The organism is Paraburkholderia sp. BGA-UO-ETr-F12 (assembly GCF_059567945.1).
This window is the reverse complement of the sequence record NZ_JCAQOZ010000030.1, coordinates 1-25,958: the sequence shown is the minus strand read 5'-3', so window position 1 is coordinate 25,958 and position 25,958 is coordinate 1. Positions and strand designations below refer to the sequence as shown.

General features: G+C 63.0%; 19 protein-coding genes and 1 pseudogene. 15 read left to right on the top strand and 5 right to left on the bottom strand.

From position 1 onward, the window contains the following. The first annotated feature begins 452 nt into the window (after nt 1–452). From AC57B6_RS14180 to AC57B6_RS14135, 10 genes are all read left to right on the top strand, one after another. A complete protein-coding gene (locus tag AC57B6_RS14180) occupies nt 453–1,850 on the top strand; it encodes an undecaprenyl-phosphate glucose phosphotransferase (RefSeq protein ID WP_474633131.1) in 1,398 nt (465 codons plus the stop codon). Between the two features lie 98 nt (nt 1,851–1,948). Further along, on the top strand, nt 1,949–3,403 hold the full coding sequence (locus tag AC57B6_RS14175; protein WP_030103614.1) for a UDP-glucose dehydrogenase family protein: 1,455 nt from the start codon (nt 1,949–1,951) through the stop codon (nt 3,401–3,403). 42 nt (nt 3,404–3,445) lie between these two features. Then, a complete protein-coding gene (locus tag AC57B6_RS14170) occupies nt 3,446–3,901 on the top strand; it encodes an arsenate reductase/protein-tyrosine-phosphatase family protein (protein ID WP_496421560.1) in 456 nt (151 codons plus the stop codon). Then, complete coding sequence (locus AC57B6_RS14165) at nt 3,895–5,112, top strand: polysaccharide biosynthesis/export family protein (RefSeq protein ID WP_178369723.1); 1,218 nt, start codon at nt 3,895–3,897, stop codon at nt 5,110–5,112. The genes AC57B6_RS14170 and AC57B6_RS14165 overlap by 7 nt, the downstream gene beginning before the upstream one ends. 171 nt (nt 5,113–5,283) lie before the next feature. Continuing rightward, nucleotides 5,284–7,482: a polysaccharide biosynthesis tyrosine autokinase gene (locus AC57B6_RS14160; protein ID WP_028196541.1), complete on the top strand. Its 2,199-nt coding sequence runs from the start codon at nt 5,284–5,286 to the stop codon at nt 7,480–7,482. Between the two features lie 48 nt (nt 7,483–7,530). Continuing rightward, nucleotides 7,531–8,463 (top strand): glycosyltransferase family 2 protein, encoded by a 933-nt coding sequence (locus AC57B6_RS14155; protein ID WP_030103616.1) that lies wholly within the window; start codon nt 7,531–7,533, stop codon nt 8,461–8,463. 129 nt (nt 8,464–8,592) lie between these two features. Beyond that, a complete protein-coding gene (locus tag AC57B6_RS14150; protein ID WP_496421559.1) occupies nt 8,593–9,753 on the top strand; it encodes a glycosyltransferase in 1,161 nt (386 codons plus the stop codon). Nucleotides 9,754–9,756: 3 nt separating this feature from the next. Next, entirely contained in the window at nt 9,757–11,220 is a 1,464-nt protein-coding gene (locus AC57B6_RS14145) for a glucose-6-phosphate isomerase (protein WP_252889240.1), read from the top strand. Further along, the gene (locus AC57B6_RS14140) at nt 11,217–12,470 is read left to right on the top strand and encodes a glycosyltransferase family 4 protein (protein ID WP_406867046.1); all 1,254 of its coding nucleotides are present in this window, start codon (nt 11,217–11,219) and stop codon (nt 12,468–12,470) included. The genes AC57B6_RS14145 and AC57B6_RS14140 overlap by 4 nt, the downstream gene beginning before the upstream one ends. A gap of 2 nt (nt 12,471–12,472) precedes the next feature. Continuing rightward, on the top strand, nt 12,473–13,639 hold the full coding sequence (locus AC57B6_RS14135; RefSeq protein WP_444515856.1) for a glycosyltransferase family 4 protein: 1,167 nt from the start codon (nt 12,473–12,475) through the stop codon (nt 13,637–13,639). Between the two features lie 45 nt (nt 13,640–13,684). On the opposite strand, the gene ppk2 is transcribed toward AC57B6_RS14135, so the two are convergent. From ppk2 to AC57B6_RS14110, 5 genes are all read right to left on the bottom strand, one after another. Beyond that, nucleotides 13,685–14,671: a polyphosphate kinase 2 gene (gene ppk2, locus AC57B6_RS14130; protein WP_244144160.1), complete on the bottom strand. Its 987-nt coding sequence runs from the start codon at nt 14,669–14,671 to the stop codon at nt 13,685–13,687. A 250-nt stretch (nt 14,672–14,921) separates the two neighbouring features. Next, nucleotides 14,922–15,143 (bottom strand): HP1242/YdcH family protein, encoded by a 222-nt coding sequence (locus AC57B6_RS14125; RefSeq protein ID WP_028196534.1) that lies wholly within the window; start codon nt 15,141–15,143, stop codon nt 14,922–14,924. Nucleotides 15,144–15,356: 213 nt separating this feature from the next. Continuing rightward, nucleotides 15,357–16,400 (bottom strand): GDP-mannose 4,6-dehydratase, encoded by a 1,044-nt coding sequence (gene gmd / locus AC57B6_RS14120; RefSeq protein ID WP_028196533.1) that lies wholly within the window; start codon nt 16,398–16,400, stop codon nt 15,357–15,359. Nucleotides 16,401–16,454: 54 nt separating this feature from the next. Then, nucleotides 16,455–17,189 carry an SGNH/GDSL hydrolase family protein gene (locus tag AC57B6_RS14115; RefSeq protein WP_496421558.1) on the bottom strand — a complete coding sequence of 245 codons (735 nt, stop codon included), beginning with the start codon at nt 17,187–17,189 and terminating at the stop codon, nt 16,455–16,457. Further along, nucleotides 17,186–18,319: an acyltransferase family protein gene (locus AC57B6_RS14110; protein ID WP_496421557.1), complete on the bottom strand. Its 1,134-nt coding sequence runs from the start codon at nt 18,317–18,319 to the stop codon at nt 17,186–17,188. The genes AC57B6_RS14115 and AC57B6_RS14110 overlap by 4 nt, the downstream gene beginning before the upstream one ends. Before the next feature lie 525 nt (nt 18,320–18,844). Here AC57B6_RS14110 and AC57B6_RS14105 point away from each other — a divergent pair. From AC57B6_RS14105 to AC57B6_RS14085, 5 genes and pseudogenes are all read left to right on the top strand, one after another. Beyond that, nucleotides 18,845–21,046 carry an NHL repeat-containing protein gene (locus AC57B6_RS14105; protein WP_496421556.1) on the top strand — a complete coding sequence of 734 codons (2,202 nt, stop codon included), beginning with the start codon at nt 18,845–18,847 and terminating at the stop codon, nt 21,044–21,046. 91 nt (nt 21,047–21,137) lie between these two features. After that, nucleotides 21,138–22,604, top strand: coding sequence for a flippase (locus AC57B6_RS14100; RefSeq protein ID WP_028196529.1), 1,467 nt, complete (start codon nt 21,138–21,140; stop codon nt 22,602–22,604). Further along, complete coding sequence (locus tag AC57B6_RS14095; protein ID WP_496421555.1) at nt 22,601–25,048, top strand: glycosyltransferase family 4 protein; 2,448 nt, start codon at nt 22,601–22,603, stop codon at nt 25,046–25,048. Before AC57B6_RS14100 ends, AC57B6_RS14095 begins: the two co-directional genes overlap by 4 nt. Nucleotides 25,049–25,206: 158 nt before the next feature. Continuing rightward, nucleotides 25,207–25,557, top strand: a complete 351-nt coding sequence (locus tag AC57B6_RS14090) for an RHS repeat domain-containing protein (RefSeq protein WP_496421554.1) — start codon at nt 25,207–25,209, stop codon at nt 25,555–25,557. A 37-nt stretch (nt 25,558–25,594) separates the two neighbouring features. Continuing rightward, nucleotides 25,595–25,958: pseudogene (locus tag AC57B6_RS14085) on the top strand (RHS repeat-associated core domain-containing protein); the annotation flags it as partial.

Sequence of the window (25,958 nt, the reverse complement as noted above, 5' to 3'; positions counted from 1 at the left end):
TATGGAAAATTACAGATCACGAAGGTTGCGTAAGTTTCGTAGGAAAACAAGAAGATCGGCGCGCTTCCGCATCCAGAAAGGCGAAAAATGCGAATCTCAAACGCGAATTCGGTAACAATTGCCGTACAAAAATCGGAAAAAACAACGGAAATTTGACCGATACAATTTGAGATATTTTGCTGTCTTGCAGTCCGAATTTTAATATCGCTTTATCTATACCTGTACAAGGGTATTCACTCATTCAGGCATCCGCTTTCCGAATTGGCCGGCAGGCAATTTTTAGTCAGGAAAGCAGCAGGGCAATTCGCACCGCTTCAATCAGTTTCGCGTCGCGCATTTATCAGTCCGGCGCGGATACCGGCGTTGCGTTGCCTCGCCGGGGACCGGATGAGTGTGACGCGAATTCAACTAACCAACGGACGGCACTTGACTGACGAACTGAGGGGCAGCGCATGCTGAGCGTTCTATCGAGAATCATCGACATCGCCATGGTCGCGTTCGGCGCCGCCATCGCGACGGCCGTGCACAGCGGGAAACTGGTGTGGCTGGACGACGTCCAAAGCGTGTCGCTCGCGTTCGATTGTCTGCTGGTGGTGGTGTTCTTTCCGGCGCTTGGAATCTATCAGTCGTGGCGCGGCAAGCCGCTTTACGACCTGCTGTGCCGCGTCGCGGGCGGCTGGCTGATCGTGGAAGTCACCGGCGTGCTGATCAGTTTCAGCCTGCACCGTTCGGACAGCCTGTCGCGGCTGTGGCTCGTCTACTGGGCGCTCGCCACGATCGTGCTGCTGATCGTCACCAAGGTGATCGTCTATTCGATCCTGCGCGGCTTGCGCCGCGAAGGCTTCAATCAGCGGGCGGTGGCGATCGTCGGCGGCGCGCCGTATGGACGTTTTCTGATTGCGCAGATGCGCAGCCGCCCGGAAGCGGGCTTCAGTCCCGTCGTGGTGTTCGACGAGGACGGCACGATCAATCCTTATGAAGACCCCGATGCCAGCGACTCGATCGAAGGCGTGCCGGTCGAGCGCGATTACGCGCGGATGCTGCAACTGCTGCGTCAACGCGCGATTCGCGAGTTGTGGCTCGCGCTGCCGATCTCGAAGGAGAAGGCGATCCACCGCTTCGTGATGGACCTGAAGAACGACTTCGTGAACATCCGCTTCATTCCGGACGTGCGCAGCCTGACGCTCTTCAATCAGCCGATGGTCGATCTGCTCGGCGTGCCCGCGATCAATCTGGCCGCCTCGCCGATTACCGATCTGCGGGTGCTGCCCAAACGCATTTTCGATCGTCTGTTCGCGCTGGCGGCATTGACCGCACTGGCGCCGGTGATGCTGGTGATCGCGGTGATGGTGAAGCTGAGCTCGCCAGGCCCGGTGTTCTTCCGCCAGAAGCGCAAGGGCATCGACGGCCACCAGTTCGAGATCTACAAGTTTCGCTCGATGAGGGTGCATCACGAAGAGGCCGGCAAGATCACTCAGGCCACGCGGCGCGATCCGCGCATCACGGCGGTCGGCGCGTTCCTGCGGCGCACCAGCCTCGACGAACTGCCGCAATTCATCAACGTGCTGCGCGGCGAGATGTCGGTGGTCGGCCCGCGCCCGCACGCGCTCGAACACGACGACATCTACAAGGATCTGGTGAAGGGCTATATGCACCGTTACCGGATCAAGCCGGGCATCACCGGATGGGCGCAGATCAACGGCTATCGCGGCGAAACCGATCGCATCGAAAAGATGATGGGCCGCGTCAAGCTCGATCTGTACTACATGCAGCACTGGACCTTCTGGCTCGACATCAAGATCGTCGTGCTGACGTTGTGGAAGGGCTTTGTGGGCAGCAACGCTTACTGACCGCCGGATTAACCGTTCGACCGCTTATCGGGCCCCATCCGCGCGATGCATCGCGCAACGGCCCTCCTGAATCAACTCCCTTTTCCGAGGTGCAACACATGAACCTGACGATCATCGGTAGTGGCTACGTAGGCCTCGTGACGGGCGCCTGTCTGGCTGACATCGGCCACGACGTGTTCTGTCTCGACGTCGATCAGCGCAAGATCGACGTGCTCAATAACGGCGGCGTGCCGATCCATGAACCGGGTCTGCAGGAAATCATCGCGCGCAATCGCAAAGCCGGCCGCCTGAGGTTTTCGACCGACATCGAAGCCGCGGTCGCGCACGGCGACATCCAGTTCATCGCGGTGGGCACGCCCTCCGACGAAGACGGCTCCGCCGATCTGCAATATGTGCTTGCCGCCGCGCGCAACATCGGCCGCCATATGACGGGTTTCAAGGTGATCGTCGACAAATCGACGGTGCCGGTCGGCACGGCTTCGCGCGTGCGCGAGGTGATCGCCGGGGAACTGGCCGCGCGTAACGCCGGCCACATGTTCTCCGTGGTGTCGAATCCGGAGTTCCTGAAAGAAGGTGCGGCGGTGGAAGACTTCACGCGGCCCGATCGCATCGTGCTCGGCTGCGACGAAGACGTGCCGGGCGAAAAAGCGCGCGAACTGATGAAGCGCCTGTACGCGCCGTTCAACCGCAATCGCGAGCGCACGCTGTACATGGACGTGCGTTCGGCGGAGTTCACCAAGTACGCGGCCAACGCGATGCTCGCCACCCGCATCTCGTACATGAACGAGCTCGCGAATCTGGCCGACCGTGTCGGTGCCGATATCGAAGCGGTGCGCCGCGGTATCGGTTCCGATCCGCGGATCGGCTACGACTTCCTGTATGCCGGTTGCGGCTACGGCGGTTCGTGCTTCCCGAAAGACGTGCAGGCGCTAATCCGCACGGCCGCCGATCACAAGGCCAACCTGCGCATTCTCGAGGCGGTGGAAGCCGTCAACGACACGCAGAAAAAGATCCTCGCGCACAAGATTGTCGAGCGCCTGGGCGAGGACCTGTCGGATCGCACCTTCGGCGTGTGGGGGCTCGCATTCAAGCCGAACACCGACGACATGCGCGAAGCCCCGAGCCGTCCTCTGATCGCCGAACTGCTGCGCCGCGGCGCACGCGTGAAGGCCTACGACCCGGTCGCGATCGACGAATCGAAGCGCGTGTTCGCACTCGATCTGAAAGACGTGCCGCAACAGCACGCGCGCCTGTCGTTCGTGAACGAGGAGATGGAAGCGGCCGAGGGCGCCGATGCCCTCGTGATCCTCACCGAGTGGAAAGTCTTCAAGAGTCCGGATTTTCATTCGCTCCGCGAGAGTCTCAACACGCCGCTGATTTTCGACGGACGCAATCTGTATGAGCCGGACACGTTGCTCGAACTCGGCATCGAGTATCACGCGATTGGCCGCCAGCACGCGCTGCGCAATGCGCCTGCGCGAGCCGGCACGAACGGTTTGGCGGCTTCGAGCGCCGCGGTTCACGCGGCCGACCCGGTCGAAGCCGGTCAATAAGCTGAGATCGCGAGGCCGCTGCGCCTCGTCAAGGAGCCCGCTATGTTCGCCAACGTTCTGATCGTCTGCCACGCCAACGTGTGCCGTTCGCCCACGGCCGAAATGCTGTTCAAGTCGCGGCAACGCGCGGCGTCGCGGTCGTCCTCAGCGCCGATCGCGTTTCATTCGGCGGGCCTGCGTGCCGTGAACGGCCACGGCATGGACCCGGTGATGCAGCGCCTGCTCGCGGAGCGGGGTGTCGCCGCCAGTACGCACTACTCGCGGCGCCTCGAGCGCAAGCTCGTGCGCGACGCCGATCTCGTGCTCGTCACCGAGCGCGCGCAGGTGAGCGCGGTCGAAGCGCTCGATCCGGCCTCGCGCGGCAAGGTCTATCCACTCGGCAAATGGGAAGACGACTCCGACGTCGCCGATCCGCACGGCCATGTGGAAGCCAACTATAGGGAGAGTCTCGTGCTCATCGAACATCTGGTCATGGGATGGCTGAAAAAAATATGCTGATGACAAAACTCACCGCACACACATTCGCGAATTTCAAGCCGAGGTTCGCCGCCTCGCTTTTGCTGACGTCCTTTCTGTCGGCCTGCGTTACCGCACCTGGCAACTACCTCGACACGTCCCGTCTGAAAGATGACGGCCAGCACCAGAATCAACCCCAGGAGACCTATCCGGTCCATCTGATCGACGGCCCGCTCGTCGCCGCGCAAGCGCAGGCGCAAGCCGCCGCCGCGCAGCAGGCGCTGCCGGTCTCGCGGTTCGCCGATCCGTCGCAGTATGTGTACCGGCTTGCACCACAGGACATTCTCGGTATCACCGTATGGGATCACCCTGAATTGACTACCCCGCAGGGCAGCACGCTGTCCGCGGGCGGCAACACCACGCAAAGCGTCGGCGGCGCCTTGCAGCAGCCGTACACGGCCGCGCTGCCGGGCCAGGCCGATCCGTACGGACAGACCGTTGCCGCCGACGGCACGATCTTTTTCCCGTTCGTCGGCCGGATCAAGGCCGCGGGCAAAACCGTGGGCGAGTTGCGCGATCAGTTGAGCGCCGGCCTCGTGCGCTACATCCGCAATCCGCAGGTCGACGTGCGCGTGCTGTCATACCGCGGCCAGAAAGTGCAGGTCACCGGCGACGTGAAGACGCCGGGTCCGCTCGCCATCAGCGACGTGCCGATCACGCTGGTCGACGCGATTACGCGCTCGGGCGGCACGAACAGCGACGCCGACATTCAGCGTGTGCGTCTCACGCGCGACAACAAGCTGTACGTGCTCGACGCGAATCGCATGCTGGATCAGGGCGATACCTCGCAGAACGTGATGCTGCAGAACGGCGACGTGATCAACGTGCCGGATCGCAGCGACAGCCGCATCTTCGTGATGGGCGAGGTGAAGACGCCGATCCAGGTGCCGATGCTCAAGGGCCGCCTGACGATCGCCGACGCGCTGACCCAGGCGGGCGGCATTCTCGATACGGACGCCAACCCGCGCCAGATCTTCGTGATGCGCGGCATGCGCGAGCATCCGACCACGCCGGACGTGTACCGCCTCGATATGACGCAGCCTGACGCGATCATGCTGTCGGCCCAGTTCCAGTTGCAACCGATGGACGTCGTGTATGTGGGCACCGCCGCTTCGACCACGTTCAACCGTGTGTTGCAGCAAGTTCTGCCGACCATCCAGACGCTGTTCTACCTGAAGCAGTTGACGAAGTAAGCCTCTGAACCGTCGACAGGCCCGCGCCGCTCGTCCAGGGCGCGGGACCGGAGCAAACGCCGAAGCAAACGCTAAAGCAAACGCCGAAGCACATGCCAGAAGCACCCGCTGAAGCCCACGCCGAAGCAACCGAAACGGGATCGAATTGTGAGCAATCAAATCTCTCCACATATGGCCGGTCCGATCAAGACCGAAGAAGAGGACGTGGTCCTCGGGCAACTGGTGCAGGTGATCCTGGACGACATCTGGTGGCTGATCGCGATCGCGGCGGCGATCGTCGCACTGGCCGCCGCGTACTGTTTCCTCGCCAAGCCGATTTACTCGGCTGATGCGCACGTGCGGGTCGAGCAGGCCGACAACACCTCGCAGGCGCTCACGCAAACGCAGACGGGCGCGGCGATCACCACCGGCTCGACCTCGTTGCCGACCGACGCCGAGATAGAAATCATCAAGAGCCGCGGCGTGGTCGGCCCGGTGGTTCAGCAGCTGAAGCTTAACTTCAGCGTCGCGCCGAAGACGATTCCGCTGCTCGGCAGCATCGCCGCGCGGCTGGCAACGCCGGGGCAGCCGGCGCGGCCGTGGCTGGGCCTGTCTTCCTATGCGTGGGGCGGCGAGGAGGCCGAGGTCGATTCGATCGACGTGGTGCCCGCGCTGGAAGGCGCGAAGCTGACAATGAAAGTGCAGGACGACCAGCACTACGAACTGTACGCACAGAACGGTTCGCTGCTGCTGCGCGGCCAGGTCGGCCGTCAGGAGCAGGGTGGCGGCGTGACGATCCTGGTCAGCAAACTGGTGGCCCGTCCTGGTGAAGAATTCGTCGTGACGCGCTTTAACGACCTCGATGCGATCACCGCGTTCCAGTCGGCGATCTCCGTGCAGGAACAGGGCAAACAGACCGGCGTGATCCAGATCTCGCTGGAAGACAAGAGCCCCGAACATGCGGCGCTGGTGGCCAACGCGCTTGCGCATTCGTACGTCCGTCAGCATGTGTCGAACAAGCAGGTCGACGCGAGCAAGATGCTCGACTTCCTGAAGAGCGAAGAGCCGCGCCTGAAGGCGGATCTCGAACGCGCCGAAGCCGCGCTGACCGCGTATCAGCGTCAATCGGGCTCGATCAATGCAAGCGACGAGGCGAAGGTCTACCTCGAAGGCAGCGTGCAGTACGAGCAGCAGATCGCCGGTTTGCGCCTGCAGATGGCGCAACTGAGCCAGCGCTATGGGGACGACCATCCGCTGCTCGTGGCCGCGCGCCAGCAGATGGCCGAGCTCGAAGCGCAGCGTACCAAATACGCTGACCGTTTCCGCGATCTGCCTTCGACCGAAGTGAAGGCCGTGCAGTTGCAACGGGATGCGAAGGTGGCGGAAGACATCTACGTGCTGCTGCTCAATCGCGTGCAGGAGCTGTCGGTGCAGAAAGCCGGTACCGGCGGCAACGTGCATATCGTCGACGAAGCGATGCGCCCGGGTGCGCCGGTCAAACCGAAGAAGATGCTGATCCTGTCCGCGGCGGTGATTCTCGGACTGATCTGCGGCACCGGTTTCGTGTTCCTGCGCCGCAATATGTTCAAGGGGATCGACGACCCTGACCATATCGAACGCACTTTCCATCTTCCGGTATACGGCCTCGTGCCCTTGAGCGCCGAACAGGCATTGCTCGAAACGGCCTTCCAGCGTGGCGGCGAACGTCTGCGCTCGGTGCTGGCGAATGCGCGGCCGAAGGACGTCACGATCGAAAGCCTGCGCAGTTTGCGCACCGCCATGCAGTTCACGGTGATGGATGCCAAAAACCGCATCGTCATGCTGACCGGTCCCATGGCCGGTGTCGGCAAGAGCTTCCTGACGGTCAACCTGGCGGTGCTGCTGGCGAGCTCGGGCAAGCGCGTGCTGATGATCGACGGCGATATGCGCCGCGGTGTGCTCGAGCGTTACGTGGGCGGGGCGCAGGACAACGGTTTGTCGGAACTGCTGAGCGGACAGATCTCGCTCGAGGAAGCGATCCGCGCCTCGAACGTCGAAGGCTTGAGCTTCATCTCGTGTGGCCGCCGTCCGCCGAATCCGTCGGAATTGCTGATGTCGCCGCGCCTTCCGCAATACCTGGACGGCCTCGCCAAGCGCTACGACGTGATCCTGATCGATACGCCGCCGGTGCTGGCCGTGACCGATGCATCGATCATCGGCGCGTATGCCGGCTCGACTTTCTTTGTGATGCGCTCGGGCGTTCATAACGAAAGCGAGATTTCGGAGTCGCTCAAGCGGCTGCGCGCGGCCGGTGTGCACGTGCAGGGCGGCATCTTCAACGGCATGCCGGCACGCTCGCGCGGCGGTTATGGGCGTGGCTATGCAGCAGTGCAGGAATACCTGAGCGCTTAAGGCCGCTGTGCCGATTCCCGCGCCAACACGATACAAGAGGACATCACCATGAAAGTGACGGTTCTGGTTCCGACATACCGCCGCCCGGCCGATCTGGCGCGCTGCCTCGCGGCGCTGCAACGGCAATCGCGCGCGCCGGACGAAGTGGTGGTGGTCGCGCGCGCCGACGACGAAGCGACCCACGCCTGCCTGCGCGATCCCGCCGTGCCGGGCAAGCTGCCGCTATCCGTCGCGCTGGTCGAGGTGCCCGGCCAGGTCGCGGCCCTCAACCGTGGACTGGATGCCGCCAACGGCGACGTGATCGCGATTACCGACGACGACGCCGCGCCGCACGCAGACTGGGTCGAACGGATTGCCGCGGCCTTTGAGAGCGACGCTCGCCTGGGGGCGCTCGGCGGTCGCGACTGGGTGCATGAAAAGGGCCGCGTGCTGGACGGCGAGCGGCCACTGGTCGGAAAGGTCACGGCGCACGGCAAGATTATCGGCAACCATCACCTGGGCGTGGGCGGCGCACGCGAAGTCGACATTCTGAAGGGCGCCAACATGAGCTACCGGCGCGAGGCGGTGCGCACGATCCGTTTCGATCAGCGCCTGCGCGGCGCGGGCGCCCAGGTTCATAACGACATGGCCTTCAGTCTGAGCGTGAAGAATGCCGGCTGGAAGCTGATGTACGACCCACGCGTGGCCGTCGACCATTTCCCCGCCGAACGTTTCGACGACGACCGGCGCGACGCGCAAACCATGGCGGCATTACGCAATGCCGCCTTCAATTTCCACCTGATCCTGCGCGACCAGTTGCCGCCGCTGCGCCGCGAAACCGCGTGGTGGTGGTGGACGCTGGTCGGCACGCGCGTCTATCCGGGCCTCACGCATGCCGCGCTCGCGCTGGTTTCGAAACAGGCGAGCCTGCGGCTGTCGCGCTGGCGCGCGGTGCGTACCGGCGCGCATGAGGCGCGCCGCGCGCTGTCGCGGACCGCGTGAGCCACGCATGACACGCATGACCGGAATGACACGCATCCTCCCAACGTCCTGCACGTTCGTGCATCGGTCCCGGCGCGGCCTGTTCGCGCCTGCCGATGCTCCTTTCCACCGGCAGAGCGGAGTGTCTGCATGAGTACGAAAGTTCACGTTCACCTGTTTTACGGCGCCGACCCGCGCTTTTACCGGCCGGGCGACAACATCGGTTGTCTGTATGGCTATCACCACGCCGAGTCCGACGCATTCGCACTGACCTATTCGCAGGACGCGCGCGAGAGCAAGCCGGTGCGTTTGCTGCGCCGTGCGCTAAAGGCCGCGCTCGGCTTCGATTTCATTCATACGTGGCGCAACCGCGCCGAGATGCTGCGCTCAGACGTGATCTGGACGCATACCGAGCAGGAATGGCTGTCCGCCGCGCTGATGCTGCTGCTGAGCGGCCGCAAGGCGGGCGCGGAGGCCTCGCCGCTGCTGTTGGCGCAAAGCGTGTGGCTGCTCGATAAGTGGCCTTCCTATGGGATTCTGCGCAGCTGGCTGTATCGCAAGCTGATCAACCGCGCCGATCAGTTGACCACGCTCGCCAGCGAAAACGCCGAGCTGTGTCAGCGCTACTTCGAGCGCGACGCGAAAACGCTTTTTTACGGCCTGAATACGCAGGATTTTCCCGTCAGGATGCCCACTGAATGGACGCCCAACACGCCGATCCGCATCGCCGCGATCGGCAACGATCGCGACCGCGATTGGGATACGCTCATCAAAGCCTTCGGCAACGATGCGCGCTATACGGTGAAGCTCGCCACACGGCGACGGATTCCCGCTTCAATGCGTGCGCCGAACGTCGAAATCGCGCTGTTCTCGGGCATCAGGAAACAGCATGAACTCTACGACTGGGCCGACCTGATCGTCGTGCCGCTGCGGCCGAATTCGCACGCTTCGGGCATTACGGTGATGCTGGAAGCGGCGGCGGTCGGCAAGCCGATGGTGGTCACCAACGTCGGCGCATTGCAGGATTATTTTCCGGCGGGCGAGGCCGCCTATATCCCGCCGTTCAACCCGCCGGCGTTGCGTGAGGCGGTGGACCGGCTCGCCACTGCGCCGACGGAGGCACTGCGTCAGGCGCAGGCGGCCGCCGCCGGCTTGCGCTCGCGCGATCTGACCACGCAGAGCTATGCGATGCAGCACGTGAAAGTCACGCAGGAAATGCTGCGGGCGCGTGCGGTGTCGCGCGGACGCGTCGAGGCAGGCAGCGAGAGGCAGACGCCGCGCCCTTCGCCCGAATCACGCGGAGGCCTCTGAACGATGTCGACAATTACGCGAGCCGGTGACGACAGCGTCGCACGGGCACTGTCCGGCGCTCGCAAGGAGTGGCTGCCGGAGGCCTTGCTGTGGCTGATCACGGCGATGCTGATCGGCGCGCATCAAGGCACGGCGCTCACCTACGGCTTTCCGGTGCTCGCGATCCTGACGGGCCTGTGGCTCTACTTCAAGAGTCCGGCGCGCTACATCGGCTTCATGTGGTGGCTGTGGTTCCTGAGTCCGGAAGTGCGGCGTCTCGCCGACTGGTCCAAAGGCTCGTTCACACCGACCAGCCTGATCCAGGTCGCGCCGCTCGCGGTGACGATGATCAGTGCGTTCTCCTTGCTCCGCTACTACAAGCTGCTGTCGCAACGGCGCGGCCTGCCGGTGCTGCTGATCCTGATGGGGCTTGCCTACGCGTTCATGATCGGCGTGATGTCGAGCGGGCCGCTCGCCGCTACCTATGACCTCGCGAACTGGCTCTATCCGATCCTGATCGGCTTTCACATCATGGCGCACACGCGTCAGTACCCGACGTACCGCGACACCATCGTCAATACCTTTATCTGGGGCATGCTGGTGATGGGCGGCTACGGCCTGATCCAGTTTTTCATCATGCCGCAGTGGGATGCACTTTGGATGCTCGGCTCGCAGATGAACTCGCAAGGCGATGCCGTGCCGATGGGCGTGCGGGTGTTCAGCACGATGAACTCGTCGGGACCGTTCGCGTTCGCGATGATGGGTGCGATGGTCTTCGTGATGGCGGCCACGCACCGGGTGCGCTGGATCGCGGCGGCGCTCGGTTTCTTCTCGTTTGCGTTGAGTCTGGTGCGTTCGACGTGGGGCGGCTGGGTGATCGCGCTGCTGATTCAACTCGTCAAGTCGAACAACAAGGTGCGCGTGCGGATTGTCGCGAGCGCGGTGCTGCTGGCCGGCTTGTGCGTGCCCTTGCTGGCGGTCGGCCCGGTTGCCGAGCGCATGCAGGCGCGCCTGAGCACCATCGTCAATCTGAGCGACGACCAGAGCTACGCCGCCCGTAACGAGTTCTACGCGAACTTCGCGAAGACCGCCTTCACCGATGTGTCGGGCGAGGGCATGGGCGCGACCGGCACCTCGACCAAGCTCTCCAACGACGGCGGCCAGCTCGGCCAGTACGGCAATTTCGACAGCGGCGTGATGAATATCCCATTCGTGCTCGGCTGGCCTGGTACCTTGCTTTACATGTCCGGCATCGTCTGGCTGGTGATGCGCGCGGTGCTCGCCTCGTTCAAGCTGCGCCACGACAAATTCGTCTCGGCCTGCCTGAGCCTCAGTCTCGCGACCTTCGCGATGCTGGTGTTCACCAATTCGCTGGTCGGCACCGGCGGCCTGCTGCTCTTCATGAGTGTTTTTTCGATCCTTTCTGCGGTGCACTACGAGAAGATGAACCGCAGACGCACGCTATTTCTCCACGGAGGCACTGATTGAGAGTCGCCATTGTCACGCACGTCGTGCGCCATAACGACGGCCAGGGACGCGTCAACCACGAGATTGCGCGCGCCGCCCTCGATGAGAACATCGCGGTCACCCTGGTGTCATCGCACGTCGCGCCGGATCTGCTCGCGCATCCGAACGTACGCTGGGCACCGATCAAAATCGGCCGCTGGTGGCCCACCAATCTGCTGCGCCAGCAGGTGTTCGCGTTCAAGAGCGCGATGTGGCTGCGCGCGCATCGCCGCGAATACGACGTGCTGCACGTGAACGGCTTCATCACGTGGATGCCCGCCGACGTCAACACCTCGCACTTCGTGCATAGCGGCTGGTTCGGCAGCAAGTACTACCCGTTCGGGCTCACGAAAGGCGTGTGGTCCGCGTATCAGTCGGTTTATACGCGCTGCAACGCGTGGCTCGAACGTTGGGCTTACCGGCGCTCGAAAGTGATCACCGCCGTGTCGCAGAAGGTTGCCGATGAAATTCGCGCGATCGGGTTGACGCCGGATAACCGGGTCGACGTGATATACAACGGCGTCGATACGCAAGGCTTTGCCACCGCAACCGGCGACCGCGCGAAATTTGGCTTGCCCGCCGACGCATTCCTGCTGCTATTCGTGGGCGATTTGCGCACGCCGCGCAAAAACCTCGGCACCGTATTGCAGGCGCTCAAGCATCTGCCTGAGCACGTACAGATCGCGGTGGCCGGATTTCTGCCGGGCAGTCCATATCCCGAGGAGGCGAAGGCGCTCGGCATTGCGCATCGCGTGCATTTTCTTGGACTGGTCAAGGAGATGCCCGTGCTGATGCATTCGGTCGACGCGTTCGTATTCCCGTCGCGCTATGAGGCGATGAGCCTGTCGCTGCTCGAGGCGATGGCCGCGGGCTTGCCGGTGGTCACGGCGCGCACGGCGGGCGGCGCCGAAATCATCACGCCGGAATGCGGCATCGTGCTCGACGATCCGGACGATCCCAACGCGTTGGCGGGCGCCGTCGCGCGCCTCGCTGAAAACGACGCTACCCGCAGGGCGATGGGTGCCGCTGCCAATGAACTGGCAACCGGTTTCGGCTGGGCGAGGATGGCCGCGCAATACATCGCGCTGTACCGGCAATTGGCGGAGCAACAGAAGGACCGCAAGCGCCGCGAAACGGAGGCCGCGGCGGTGGCCGCGAACGACGCGCTGACGCTGAATACGCTCGCCGGGCAGAGCATTCATCACAATTCTCAGAACGCACAGGGGCAATAAACATGACGACGGGTTCAATCAAATCGCTGCAGATCGGCATGCACTGGTTCCCCGAACGCGCGGGCGGGCTTGACCGCATGTATTACTCGCTGGTCGGCGCGTTGCCGGGCGCGGGCGTCGCCGTGCGCGGCGTGGTGGCGGGCTCGCCCAAAGTCGCCGCGGATACCGGTGGCGCGATCAACGGTTTCGGGTCCGCCGCGCAGTCGCTGCCGCTGCGGCTGATGGCGGCACGCCGCGCGCTGCGCCATGAAATCAGCGTCTCGCGTCCCGACGTGATCTCGTCGCACTTCGCGCTGTACACGTTCCCGGGCCTGGACGTGACGCGCGGCATTCCGCAGGTCTCGCATTTCCAGGGACCATGGGCCGACGAGAGCCATGTGGAGGGTGCCGATTCGCTCGGCCAGCGCGCCAAGCGCTATCTGGAACAATCGGTGTATGTGCGCTCGTCGCGGTTGATCGTGCTGTCGGAGGCATTCGGCAAGATTCTGACTTCGCGCTATCGCATCGCGCCGGAGCGCGTCCGTGTGGTGCCGGGTTGCGTGGACGTCGAACAGTTCAATCTGCCGCTCACGCCGGCCGAGGCGCGCCTGAAGCTGCAATTGCCGCAAGACCGGCCGATCGTGCTGGCCGTGCGGCGTCTGGTGCGCCGCATGGGCCTCGAAGACCTGATCGATGCGGTGAAGCTGCTCAAGCGCTCGGAACCCGATGTGCTGCTGCTGATCGCAGGCAAGGGGCGGCTTGAAGGTGAATTGCAGGCGCGTATTACCGAGGCGGGCCTCGAGAACAACGTGAAGCTGCTGGGCTTCGTGCCCGATCAGCATCTGGCGGCCTTGTACCGTGCGGCGAATATCAGCGTGGTGCCGACCGTGGCGCTGGAGGGCTTTGGGCTGATTACCGTCGAATCGCTGGCTTCCGGCACGCCGGTGCTGGTAACGCCGGTAGGCGGCTTGCCGGAAGCGGTGGCGGGTTTGTCGCCGAACCTGGTCTTGCCGGAGACCGGCGCGAAAGCGATTGCGGCAGGTCTGGCGGGCGCGTTGAATGGTTCACTGAAGCTGCCGGACGCCGACGCCTGCCGTCGCTATGCACGCGAGAACTTCGACAACTCGGTGATCGCGAAGCGTGTGGCCTCGGTGTACAGCGAGGCAATTGCGGCGGGCGGGGTGCATTGAGGGAAGGTCCGGCCGCCATCGAGGCGGCCGCTGCGCTGGTGAGCGTTACATCGCCCGCCCGACGATCAGTGGGTCCACCGGGCCGAGCGCCTCGATGTCGCGATTCGCATATGGCAGCTTATGCAGCACGTAGCGCATTGCATTGAGCCGCGCGCGCTTCTTGCAATCGGAGCGGACGACGGTCCACGGCGCGTCGGCCGTATCGGTCTGCGCGAACATGGCTTCTTTGGCTTGCGTGTATTCGTCCCATTTGTCGAGCGAGGCGAGGTCGACCGGACTCAGCTTCCATTGCTTGAGCGGATGCACCTCCCGCTCCCTGAAACGGCGGCGTTGTTCCTCACGGCTCACCGAGAACCAGAATTTGACGATATGCGTTCCGCTGCGTGCAAGATGCCGCTCGAATTCGGGTGCCTGTTGCATGAACTCGCCATATTCGTGCGGTGAACAGAAACCCATTACCCGTTCGACGCCGGCACGGTTGTACCAGGAACGGTCGAACAGCACGATCTCGCCCGCGGTGGGCAGATGCTGGACGTAGCGCTGGAAGTACCATTGGCCGCGCTCCGATTCGCTCGGCTTTTCCAGCGCGACAACCCGGGCGCCGCGTGGATTCAGATGTTCCATGAAGCGTTTGATCGTGCCGCCTTTGCCCGCCGCGTCGCGCCCTTCGAACAGGATCACGACGCGCTGGCCGGTTTCCCGAACCCACGCCTGCAACTTGAGCAACTCGACTTGCAAGCGATATTTCTGCTTCTCGTACGCGCGGCGGGACATCAGGTTGCGGTACGGATAGCCGCCTTCACGCAGCGCCGGGGAGAGCTCGTCGTCGGGATGACGGACGGCGCCGGCATGCCAGGTGGCGGGATTGCCTTCGAGCAAATGCATGCGCAGCGCCTGGGCTTCATCGGGGGAGAGGCCGTCCAGCAGCGTCTTGATGGCGCTCATTGCACCGCCGGGTTCGCGCCCGGATCCGGTTTGCCCCGCAAGAACGCTTTCCATGCCGTTGACGATAAAGGCATTTGCGGTTTCCACCGAACGGCGGGTCTCTCTGCGTTCAACACTACGCGCGGCTTGATTGGCGTGGGCGGGGGTTTCGCTAGCGGCCTCGCCATGCGAGTCGCCTCGCGCGTCGCCGCGAGCAGCGGCATGAATGTCGACGGCGACGTCGCCGCGACTGACGAGTCGGGGCGCTGGGGCGCGTGGGCGAGTTTTGTCCTGCTGGGATGCCAAGATTGGGGATTCCTTGTGAAAGATTGGATTCAGGCGTGGAGCGCGAGCTTGCTCAGGCAGCTTCGGCCGCTTTCCTCAAGACCTCATACAGTTGATCTTTCAACAGAAGTTTTTCCTTCTTCAAGGCTTCGATGGTGGCGCTGTCGGCAGGCGTGACGTTCGTTGCCATGTTGTGAATGCGATGATCCAACTCATTGTGGCGTTCGAACAGGCGGGAAAAATGGGCGTCTTCAGTCTTGAGGCGGGAGATCAGGTCGCGGTATTCGGGGAACATCTGTCACTCCATCTGGCAGTGGTGAAGGTGCCAGGTCTTGAGGAAAGACATGGCACGCCTCTGGAGCAACTATTTTTGCACTACCAGGTATCGATAGCATTGACCTGAATCATTGCAATCAGGCTTGACTACGTCAGGAGATCTCGATGAAGACGAACACGCCGGCGCGGAGGAGGCCGCCGGCGACCATCCTCCATCCTCAATCACACCAGGTCAGAACGTCTCGTGATGCTCGTTGCGGCCGAGGTCCGCGTGAACCATCATGTGGCATAGCTGTTCGAGCGTGGTTTCCGGCTTCCAGCCGAGCTTCTCGCGCGCCTTGTCCGCGCAGCCGATCAGCAGATCCACTTCCGCCGGGCGGTAGAACTTCGGATTCACGCGCACCAGCGTCTTACCCGTGGCGACGTCGATGCCGGTTTCGCGCTCTTCCTTACCCGACCATTCGAGCTGATAGCCCGCGGCGGCGAACGCCATGCGCACGAAGTCCCGTACCGTCTCGGTGCGGCCGGTGGCGAGCACGAAGGTGTCGGGTTCATCGGCTTGCAGCATGCGCCACATGCCTTCCACGTATTCGAGCGCGAAGCCCCAGTCGCGCTTGGCGCTCAGATTGCCGAGTTCCAGCGTGTCCTGCTTGCCGAGCTTGATCTTCGCGACCGTGTCGGTGATCTTGCGGGTCACGAATTCGCGGCCACGCAGCGGCGATTCGTGATTGAACAGAATCCCGCTGCTGGCGAACAGGTTGTACGACTCGCGATAATTGATGGTCGACCAGTGCGCGAACAGCTTGGCCACGCCGTACGGGCTGCGCGGGTAGAAGGGCGTGTCCTCGCGCTGCGGCACCGCTTGCACGAGACCGAACATTTCCGAAGTGGAGGCCTGATAAAAACGCGTCTTCGGATTCAGGATACGGATACCTTCGAGCAGATTCAGCGCGCCGATGCCGGTCACTTCGGCGGTCGTCACGGGCTGGTCGAACGAGACGCCCACGAAGCTCTGCGCCGCGAGGTTGTACAACTCGTCGGCCTGCGCGCCTTCGAGCAGGCGCAGCGTGGAGCCGAGATCGGTCAGATCGTGTTCGACCAGACGCAGATTCGGATGATCGAGCACGCCGAGCTCACGAATGCGCCAGAAGTTGACCGAACTCGTGCGCCGGTAGGTGCCGGTCACGTGGTAGCCCTTGTCGAGCAGCAGTTTGGTCAGATAGGCGCCGTCCTGTCCGGATACGCCGGTGATGATCGCTTTGCGTGGTTGGCTCATAGCTTGCCTTCGATATTGGTAAAAGAAAAAAGAAGCGCACTGGAAAAAAGAGCTTCAGAGCGTGCCGCCCAGCAGTCGCCGCACCAGCGGATCGACGACCTGAAAATCCTGTTCAGCCTTGAGCCGGTACAAGTCCGGCTTCGGATGCGCGCCGTCGGACATCAGCGTTTTCCAGTCCGGCAGACTGCTGATGTAGGCGAATTGATCGACGAGCGGCACCTGCTGTTCGGCGGCCACGCGACGCGTCATCGCAACCATTGCGGCGAGCCGCGCGTTGAGGCGGTTGTCGGGCATCGGGTTCGAGGTCTGCAGAACCGGCTCCTTGCCGAGCGCACGGGCGCTTTTCACGAGCGTCGTTTCGGCCGCATAGAACTGCTCGGGCGTCTGGTTCTGCATCACTTCGTTGATGCCGTAGTTGATCAGCACGATCTGCGCGGATGACGCGGCAAGCCGTTCCTGCCATGGCAAGCCCGCGCCCGGACCGGCCCGACGGTTGCCGGTGCCGTCGCGCAACTGGGTGGCCGTGGTGCCGCCCACCCCGTAGTTCGTGACGCGCACCCGGTCGCCGTGCTTCGCCTGCAAGTCGTCCTGCAGATACGACACGGCGTTCTGCGCCTGCGGGCCGCAACGGCCGTTGCTGCACGTAATGCCGAGCGTGGTCGAATCGCCGTAGGCTTCCACCAGCACCTGGTTTGCCGGACCGCCGGCGTGCGCATTCAGCGCAGCCATTGAAGCGACCACCCACGCAACGCCCGACACGCTCGCGGCGAGCCACGCACGGCGTCTCATGCGCGGCTTTGCGGCGCTTGCGACGCGCCTCCCGTCATGCTGCCGGCGCTCGCATGGTCTTCGCCGGCCGCACCTTTGGCGGCCGTGCCTCTGCCGGCCGCACCTCTGCCGGCCGCACCGAAAATCAACCGCTTCTCGAACGCGAACCATGTGATGCTGGCGTAGGCGAGGGTGATCGCAAGCGCTAGCGCCGCGGTCACGTAACGGTTCAGATGCAGCGGCCAAAGCGTGTACAGCACGCTCAGGTGAATCAGATAGATCGTGTAGCTGATGGTGCCGATATAGACCAGCACGGGGTTGCACAGCAGCCGCTTGACGATGCCCTTGCTTTGCAGGGCGATGACCACGACGGAAGTGCACAGCACTAGCGAGACGCTGTAGAGCCCGGCATTCGACAGCGGCGTGTTGGCCGCGCGAAAACGCGGGTAATGCAGATGCAGCCATGCGAGCACAGCCAGCGCGGCGAAAAAGCCGAGCACGGCCAGGCCCTTGAACGGTTCGAGGGCGTCGCGATTGCGCCGTACCGCAACCGCGAGCAGCGCGCCGGCCGCCAGCAGGTCCATGCGGAACGGCGTCAGGTAATAGATCGGCCAGAACGAATCGAACCAGGGCGTGGCAACCGCGCGCAGCACCGGAACCAGCACGATCAAAGCGGCCGCCACATAGCCGAGCACACGCTCGGGCAGCAGCAGAATCACAAACGGCCAGAAAATATAGAACTGCTCTTCGACGGCCAGCGACCACAGCACATTCAGGCTGTCGTGGCCGCTCTGGTTGAGCGCATCGCCGATATTGGTCGCGAAGAACGCGTACCACTGCCAGTGCTGCGCCCAGCCGAAGCCGAACAGAATCGACGACACCACCATCAGCAGCAGATAAGGCGGCAGGATGCGCCGCGCCCGGCGCGCATAGAAGTAGCCGAAATACGACTGTTGACGCGCCTTGCGTTCGAGCAGGATGCCGGTAATCAGAAAGCCGCTCAACACGAAAAACAGATCGACGCCCATCCACAGCGGCGCTTTCAGCGCGTGCTGGGCGAACACGGCCAGTACGGCAATCGCGCGCAACCCGTCGAGTTGCACGATGCGGCGTGAGTGAGAAGGCGCTAAGGGCAGTGCGCTAGCAGTCATGAACCGTCCATGGAGTGAAGCGGATGAGCCGGGTGAAGGATCGCGCTCGCTGCGCGTCGCATCGGTAGTGCAATCGATTTTAGGGAAAAGAAATTGATGAAAAAACGGGAATGAAATGGATAAATGAATCAGATTGAAACAGGGTGTTTCGTTAGCCATTTGAAATTGATTTCCGTGCTTGTGTCTTATGGCTGTCGTAAAGCGTAAGAAGTGCAGGGGAAATCCCGCCGCATCGGTAAGGATGGTCGCGAAGGCAGAGCCGGGCGCAAGCGCCCGCGAGTATTTTCGTTTAATCGATTTTTAAATAATTTTCTTTCGCGACGCTTAAAGCGGCGAATATTTTTGAATTATTTTCGATTTTCGTTGCGGCGTTTTTTCCGCGTAATGTGAGCCGTGTGATCCGTCTCACGTTCTCACGTCGCTCGTACGTCGCTTCTAGCGGTCTCTGCTGTCACTTCTTGGCATTTCGCATCTGCGCGGGCTCGGTGCCCGATCGCGGCACGGCCCGGATTGGAGGAATTACTTTTGGCCCGTTTCACGTTCAAAACCTGGATTGCTGTATTGGCCTATGCGGCCGGCATGACGGCCGCGTCGGTCAGCTTCACGGCATCCGCTGAAACCGTGTTGAACGCGAAAAATTCCTGGATCGGCAACACCTTCGGTTTTGGCGACGGCACGTGGACCCAGATCAACATCACCGCGATTGCGGTCACCCCCGACGGCAAGGTCTATACGAACGCACCATGGGACGAAAGCGGCGCTGAAGCGAGCATCTATCAGAACGGCAAGATGCTCGGTTTTGCGGGTGGCACGCACGGTTGGGGCAATGGCGGCGGCAACGCGATCGCGGTGAATCGCAAGTACGCGTTCGTGGCCATCGCGGTCGGCAATGAGAAGGGGCATCTGGTCGAGCAAGGCGTATGGCCGGAGAAGGGCAAGCAATGGTTCGGCATTTCGCGTCGGCAGATCGCCGATCCGAAGCGCGCCGCGCCGTTCCAGCCGGCCGCGAACAACGCAGACCCACATGCGCAACTGGCCGCCGGGTTCTTGATGATGAACGAAGTGCCGACGGGCACGAGCGCGGAAATTGGCGGTCTGGCAGCGAACGACACCACGCTGTACGCGGCGAACACCGCACGCGACCGTATCGAGGTGTATGACGCGGAATCGATGCAGCAGAAGGCAAACTGGAGCGTGCACGAACCGGGCCGCATGGCGCTTGCCCCCGACGGCACGCTGTGGGTGTTGAGCGGCACGCGCAACGACCGCGCGCCACATGTGGAGCATTACATGGCCTCAGGCAAGCGCCTTGACGAAACCTTCACGTTGCCCGCCGATACGGTCGCGGTCGATATCGCCGTCGATGCGCAAGGCCGCATTCTCATTGCCGACAACGGTCCGCGTCAGCAGGTGCTGTTCTTCAGCAAGAGCAATGGCCGCTACGCGGAGTCGGGTTCGCTGGGCGAGCGCGGTGGCATTTTCAGCGGTGTAGCGGGCCGCCCAGGACCGCAGCGCTTCAACGGGTTGACGGGCGTGGGCGTGGATGCGCGCGGCAATGTTTATGTGTCGACCAACGGCATCGGTCCGCGTTACGCGCCGATCGGCGCGGGCCTCGGCGCCACGCTCGAAAGCTACGCGCCGGACGGCAAGCAGAACTGGCAGGTGCAGGGCTTGTTATTCGTCGACGGCGCATGGATCGATGCGTCACGTCCGGATAGCGTCTATACCGGCAACAAGCGCTTCGAACTCGATCTCTCGAAGCCTGCCGGTCAGGACTGGAAATACGTGGGGTTTCTGTCGAACCGCTTCAAGTATCCCGACGACCCGGTCTTTCACACCGACCAGTATCCCGGCCTGCCGATCGCCCGCAAGCTCAAGGGTCACACGTTTCTGTACCTGACCGACATGTACGCGGATCACCTGAAAATCTATCGCTTCGATCCGCAGCGCGATGGCGAAGTGGCGATTCCTTCGGGCTTCATTGCCGGGCGTGACCGAGCCGTTGCCAAGGTGCCGAATGCCCCGCCGGGCGGCGACTGGATCTGGCGCGATGTGAACGGCGACGGCAGGTTCAACACCGACGAATTCACCCTCAACACGAGCGGCACGAAGCTCGCGGGCGGCTGGGGCTGGTGGGTCGATAGCGCGGGGGATATCTGGCGCGCTCGCGATAACCGGGGTATTTACCGCTTCCGTTTCGGCGGCCTCGATGCGCAGGGCAACCCTGTTTACTCGTATTCGAATCTCACGCATTACCCGGTGCCGCAGCCGTTCACCGAACTGCATCGGGCGATTTACGACCCCGACACCGACACGATGTACCTGAGCGGTTATACGCCCGATACGCCGTTCGATCGCGGCTTCTGGAAAGAGGTGGGGCGCGTGCTGGTGCGCTACGACAAATGGTCGAGCGGCAATCCGGTGCAGCGCTATTCGATCACGCTGCCTTGGACCACGCAGACCAAACCCATCGCCACGATCATCGGCCTCACGGTCGAGGGGCAATACATCTTCGGCGTCGAGCCGGTCGGCGCGGTGCACGTGTGGGACAAGGACAGCGGCAAGGAAATCGGTGTCATCCGTCCGGGCCCGGAAGTCGGCAGCGCGTCGGGCTGGGTCGACGTGCCCAACGGCATCAGCGCCGCGAAACGCAGCAACGGTGAGTACCTCGTGTTCGTCGAGGAAGACGCACGCGGGAAAGTGATGATGTATCGCTGGAAGCCTTGAAGCGAGGTGACCTGCTGCGAGTCACGCGCCGCTCGCGGCGCGAAGGCTTCCGAATCAATCATCAGGCAACTGAATTAACCCAAGGCATCCGATGGACAAAGGCATTCTCAAGAACGTAGCGATCAATTTTTTCGGTCTGGTACTGCCGACTTTCGTCTCGCTCGTGACCGTGCCGTCGTATATCAAGCTGCTCGGCGTCGAGCGCTACGGCGTGATCAGTCTCGTGTGGACCTTGATCGGCTACTTCGGGATTCTCGATCTCGGCATGAGCATGGCCGCGCAGAATCACATCTCGAAGGCGCGTGCCTCGGGGGACAAGGGCGAGAGCGCGCGCGTGTTCTGGAGCGCGACGTGGCTCAATCTCGCGACCGGCGTGATCGGCGGTCTGATCATCTATTTCGGCGCGTTTCTGTACACCGCGTACTTCACCAAGGTGTCGCCGGAATTGCAGCACGAGGTTTATATGGCGCTGCCGTGGCTCGCGGTGGCGATTCCGATTGCCAATGTGTCGTGGGTGTTCGCCGGTGCGATCAACGGCGCGGAACGCTTCGGTGTCTACAACACCAATCAGACCATCGGCACTTTCCTGTTCCAGTTGCTGCCGCTCGGCGCCGCGCTGTGGCTGGGCGCGACGCTGCAGAACGTGCTCGCCGCCGCCGTATTCGCGCGCATTCTCGCGGCGATTCTGCTGGGCCGTTCCGCGCTGAAGGTGCTGGAGATTCGCAGCATTCTGGCGCCGCAACTCGGCGTGGCCAAGGGGCTCTTCAACTTCGGCGGCTGGATGCTGATTGCGAGCGTCACCAACATGATCGCGGAATCGCTCGACCGCGTGATGCTCGGCACGAGTCTCGGCGCGCGCTTCGTTACGTATTACACGGTGCCGCAAAACCTCGTGACGCGTTTGAATATCGTGCCGACCGCACTGGTGCGCACCTTGTTTCCGCGCCTGTCCGCCGTGGCTCGAGCGGATGCCGACACCATCACGCAGCAGTCGCTCGAATTCCTCAATGGGGTGTTCACGCCTGTCGCGCTGGTCGCGATGCTCGTGCTCGAGCCTTTCCTGCATCTGTGGGTCGGCAATGAGATCGCCACCGTGGCCGCGCCGGTGGGCCGCATCATGATCGTCGCCGTGTGGCTCGTCGGGCAGGCGAACGTAACGCGGATTCTGATCCAGTCGCAGGTCAATCCGGCCACCGCCGCGCGGGTCGGCCTGTTCGAATTGCCCTTGTTTGCAGGGGCTTTATGGCTCGGCATCACCCACTTCGGTTTGACCGGCGCGGCGATGGCCGTGGCTGGCCGCGCTCTGTTCGACTACGTCGTGCTGCTGCGCCTGTCGGCGATTCGCGCGCGCCAGATCGCGCTCGACATGCTTGCCCACCTCGCTTTTCTGCTGGCCAGCCTGTGGCTTGCCAGCTTCCTGCCAAGTCTCGCTTTGGCGATCGTCGCCGGCGTATTGATGGTCGGCGCGAACGTCGCCTGGTCCATCACGATGACACCCGCTTTGCGCGATCTTGCGCGTTCACTGCTGTTGCGACTGAATCCGAGGAAAAGCGCATGAACCACGAAGTCCTTGAAGAAGCCGTGCTGCGACCCACGACGCGCAGCGCACTGGCCGAACTCACCACCGTTCCCGGCGTTCAGACGCCGCCGCGCCACACGGCGTTACGCAGCGACAAGACGGTGCGTGTCGCGATCGTGCACGACTGGCTCGTTACCTATGCGGGCGCGGAGAAGGTGCTCGAGCAGATCGTCGCGTGCTTTCCGGATGCGGACCTGTTCAGCCTCGTCGATTTTCTCGACGATCGCAGCTTCCTGCGCGGCAAATCGGTGACGACCTCGTTCATCCAGAAACTGCCGCGCGCGCGGACCAAGTACCGCGCCTATCTGCCGCTGATGCCGCTTGCGATCGAGCAGCTCGACGTATCGGCTTACGACGTGGTGATCTCGAGCAGCCACGCGGTAGCGAAAGGGATTCTCACCGGTCCCGACCAGGTGCATATCAGCTACGTGCATTCGCCGATCCGCTATGCGTGGGATTTGCAGCACCAGTATTTGCAGCAGTCGAAGCTGACCGGCGGACCGAAGTCGGCACTCGCGCGCCTGATTCTGCACTACATCCGTAACTGGGATATCCGCACGTCGAATTCGGTGGATGGCTTCGTGGCGAACTCGGAGTTCATCGCGCGTCGTATCAGGAAGGTCTATCAGCGCGATTCAAAGGTGATCTTTCCGCCTGTCGATGTCGAGGCTTTTTCGCTGTGCACGGATAAGGACGATTTCTATCTGACGGCCTCGCGCATGGTGCCGTACAAGAAGATCGACCTGATTGTCGAAGCATTCGCGCGGATGCCGGAGCGCAAGCTGGTGGTGATCGGCGACGGCCCCGACATGCAGAAGATCCGCGCGAAGGCGGGTCCCAATGTCGAGATCATGGGCTATCAGCCGTTCAAGGTGCTGAAGGACCATATGAGCCGCGCCAAGGCCTTTGTGTTTGCAGCCGAAGAGGACTTCGGCATCTCGGTGGTCGAGGCACAGGCTTGCGGTACGCCGGTGATTGCATACGGCAAGGGCGGGGCGCTCGAAACCGTGCGCGATCTGTCCGAAGCGCGGCCCACGGGCATGTTCTTCGATGAACAGAGCGTCGATTCGATCATTGCGGCGGTCGCACGTTTTGACGACCACGTGAAGCGGTTTTCGCCGCTGGACTGCCGCGCGAACGCGGAGCAGTTCTCCGCCGCCCATTTCCGCGAACGCTTCTTCAACCACGTGCGGGATGCGGTGCCCGCACTGCGCTCGGCAACGCTGCCGCCGTACGTTCCCTACAAAGCCGATGCCGCTGCCGGCGCGCCGCATATTCTGGCAGTCGATCAGAGCGGTGTCCTCGGCGGTGCCGAGTTGTCCTTGCTGGAGATAGTCAAGGCATTGCGTAGCCGTATGGAAGTCGTACTGTTCGACGACGGCCCGTTCCATACGGCTCTCGCGAAGGCCGGCGCGAGCGTCAACGTGCTGGACGCGGGTGCGCTGCGCCACGTTCGCAAGCAGGGTGGATCGCTGCCGAAGGGGCAGGCGCTCAAGGGTTTGATGTCGCTCGTGCGCGCCACCGCGAAACGCGCGCGCGACGCCGAGGTGATCTATGCCAATACGCAGCGCGCGATGGTGATCGGCGCGCTTGCTGGCAAGCTCGCACGGCGGCCGGTGGTGTGGCATCTGCGCGATATCGTCAGTCCGGAACACTTCGGCCGCAAGCAACTGGCGATCATCAAGTGGTGCGCGCGGTTTGGCCTCACGCACGTGATCGCCAATTCGGCAGCCTCCGCTCGGGCCTTTACGGAACTCACGCATTTCGACAAAAAACGGGTCGACGTGGTGTTCAACGGGATTTCCGCGGCGCCGTTCGACGCATTGAGCACGGTGCCGCAGGCGACGCTGCGCAGACGCCTGGGCTTGCCGCAGGACGGCTTTCTGGTCGGCTCGTTCAGCCGCCTCGCGCGCTGGAAAGGGCAGCATGTACTGCTCGAAGCCATGGTCCTCAATCCGCAGATGCATGCGGTGCTGGTGGGGGCACCGCTGTTCGGCGAGGACGCGTACGAGATCGAACTGCATGCGTTTGTCGCCGCGCATGATCTGGCCGACCGGGTGCATTTTCTCGGCTTCCAGCACGATATCCCCGCTTGCATGTGCGCGGTCGATGCGGTTGTTCACACGTCGATCACGCCGGAGCCGTTCGGCCGCGTGATTGTCGAGGGGATGCTGGCGCGGCGGCCGGTGGTGGCGGCACGCGCGGGCGGCGTGCTGGAGATCATCGATGACTATGAGAACGGTGTGCTCTGCACGCCCGGCGATGCACATGGTCTCGCCGATACGTTGGCTGAGTTGCGCTCGAACGACGAACTGCGCGAGAAGCTGGTCAGGAATGGGTATCAGGCAGCGCTGAGCCGGTTTGGGACGGCAACCTATGTGGACGGTGTCGCGCGGATTCTGAAGCGCGTGGTGAAGGGCTGAGGGCTTTTGCGTTATTAGCTCATTGCAGGAGTGGGCGCTCCGAATTAGGCGCGGTGTATTCCTACAAATCAAACTGAACTGGCTGATTCTTTAATAGGGGTCGGTGCCGTACTGTTTTGCGATCAGTTTCCAGAACGTAACGATCGCGAGGAGATGCGGTGAGTATTCCTATTGAGTGTCATCCCAAGACGTCCGTGGCAACCGTCCGAGGCGTGGTTGCCACGGCACTGGTTGCTGGCACGGCGCTGCTGCCTTTTCTCTGTCATGCCGACGACATCACCTACGGCTACGACGCCTTGGGCCGGTTGACGTCGGTCACCGTGTCTGGCGCCACCGCGTACTACGACTACGACGCTGCGGGCAACATCACGGCAATCCGGCGGCAGGGTGGGGTGGCTTCTGCGGTGCCGGTGAGCGGCACGGGTTCTCCGCCTGCTGCGGAGGCCGGTAGTCCGGCATTGTCGCCAATCCCGACTCAGACCAGCGCGCGTCAGGTTCGCGGCGCCTGATTCCTTCGGGTTCCTTCCCCGCCTCTCCCAGATCCTTATGCACACTATCGATGCCCTCACGGCGCGTCGGGTCCTCCTGCGCCCGTTCGTGCTGTTCTTCTTCGTGCTGCTGTCGTGGTTTGTCACGCCGCACGCGCAGGCGGTCGAGTGCCCCAGCCGCTACGCCGCTTCCGGCGCGTACCCTGCCGATCCGATGTGCCCGCTCAAGGCCGCGGCCGCTGACTTCGGCGGCATGGGCGGCTACGTCTGTGGCGATCCGTCGGTGATCGCGAGCTACTGTAGCGGTCCGTCGGCCACCGACACGACCGAACCGGTTTCGCCCGAGGGCAGCATGCCGGACGACCCGGACAACTGCGCGGCCGACGCCACTGCCGGGTGCGGCAGCAGCACGTCGGGCGGTG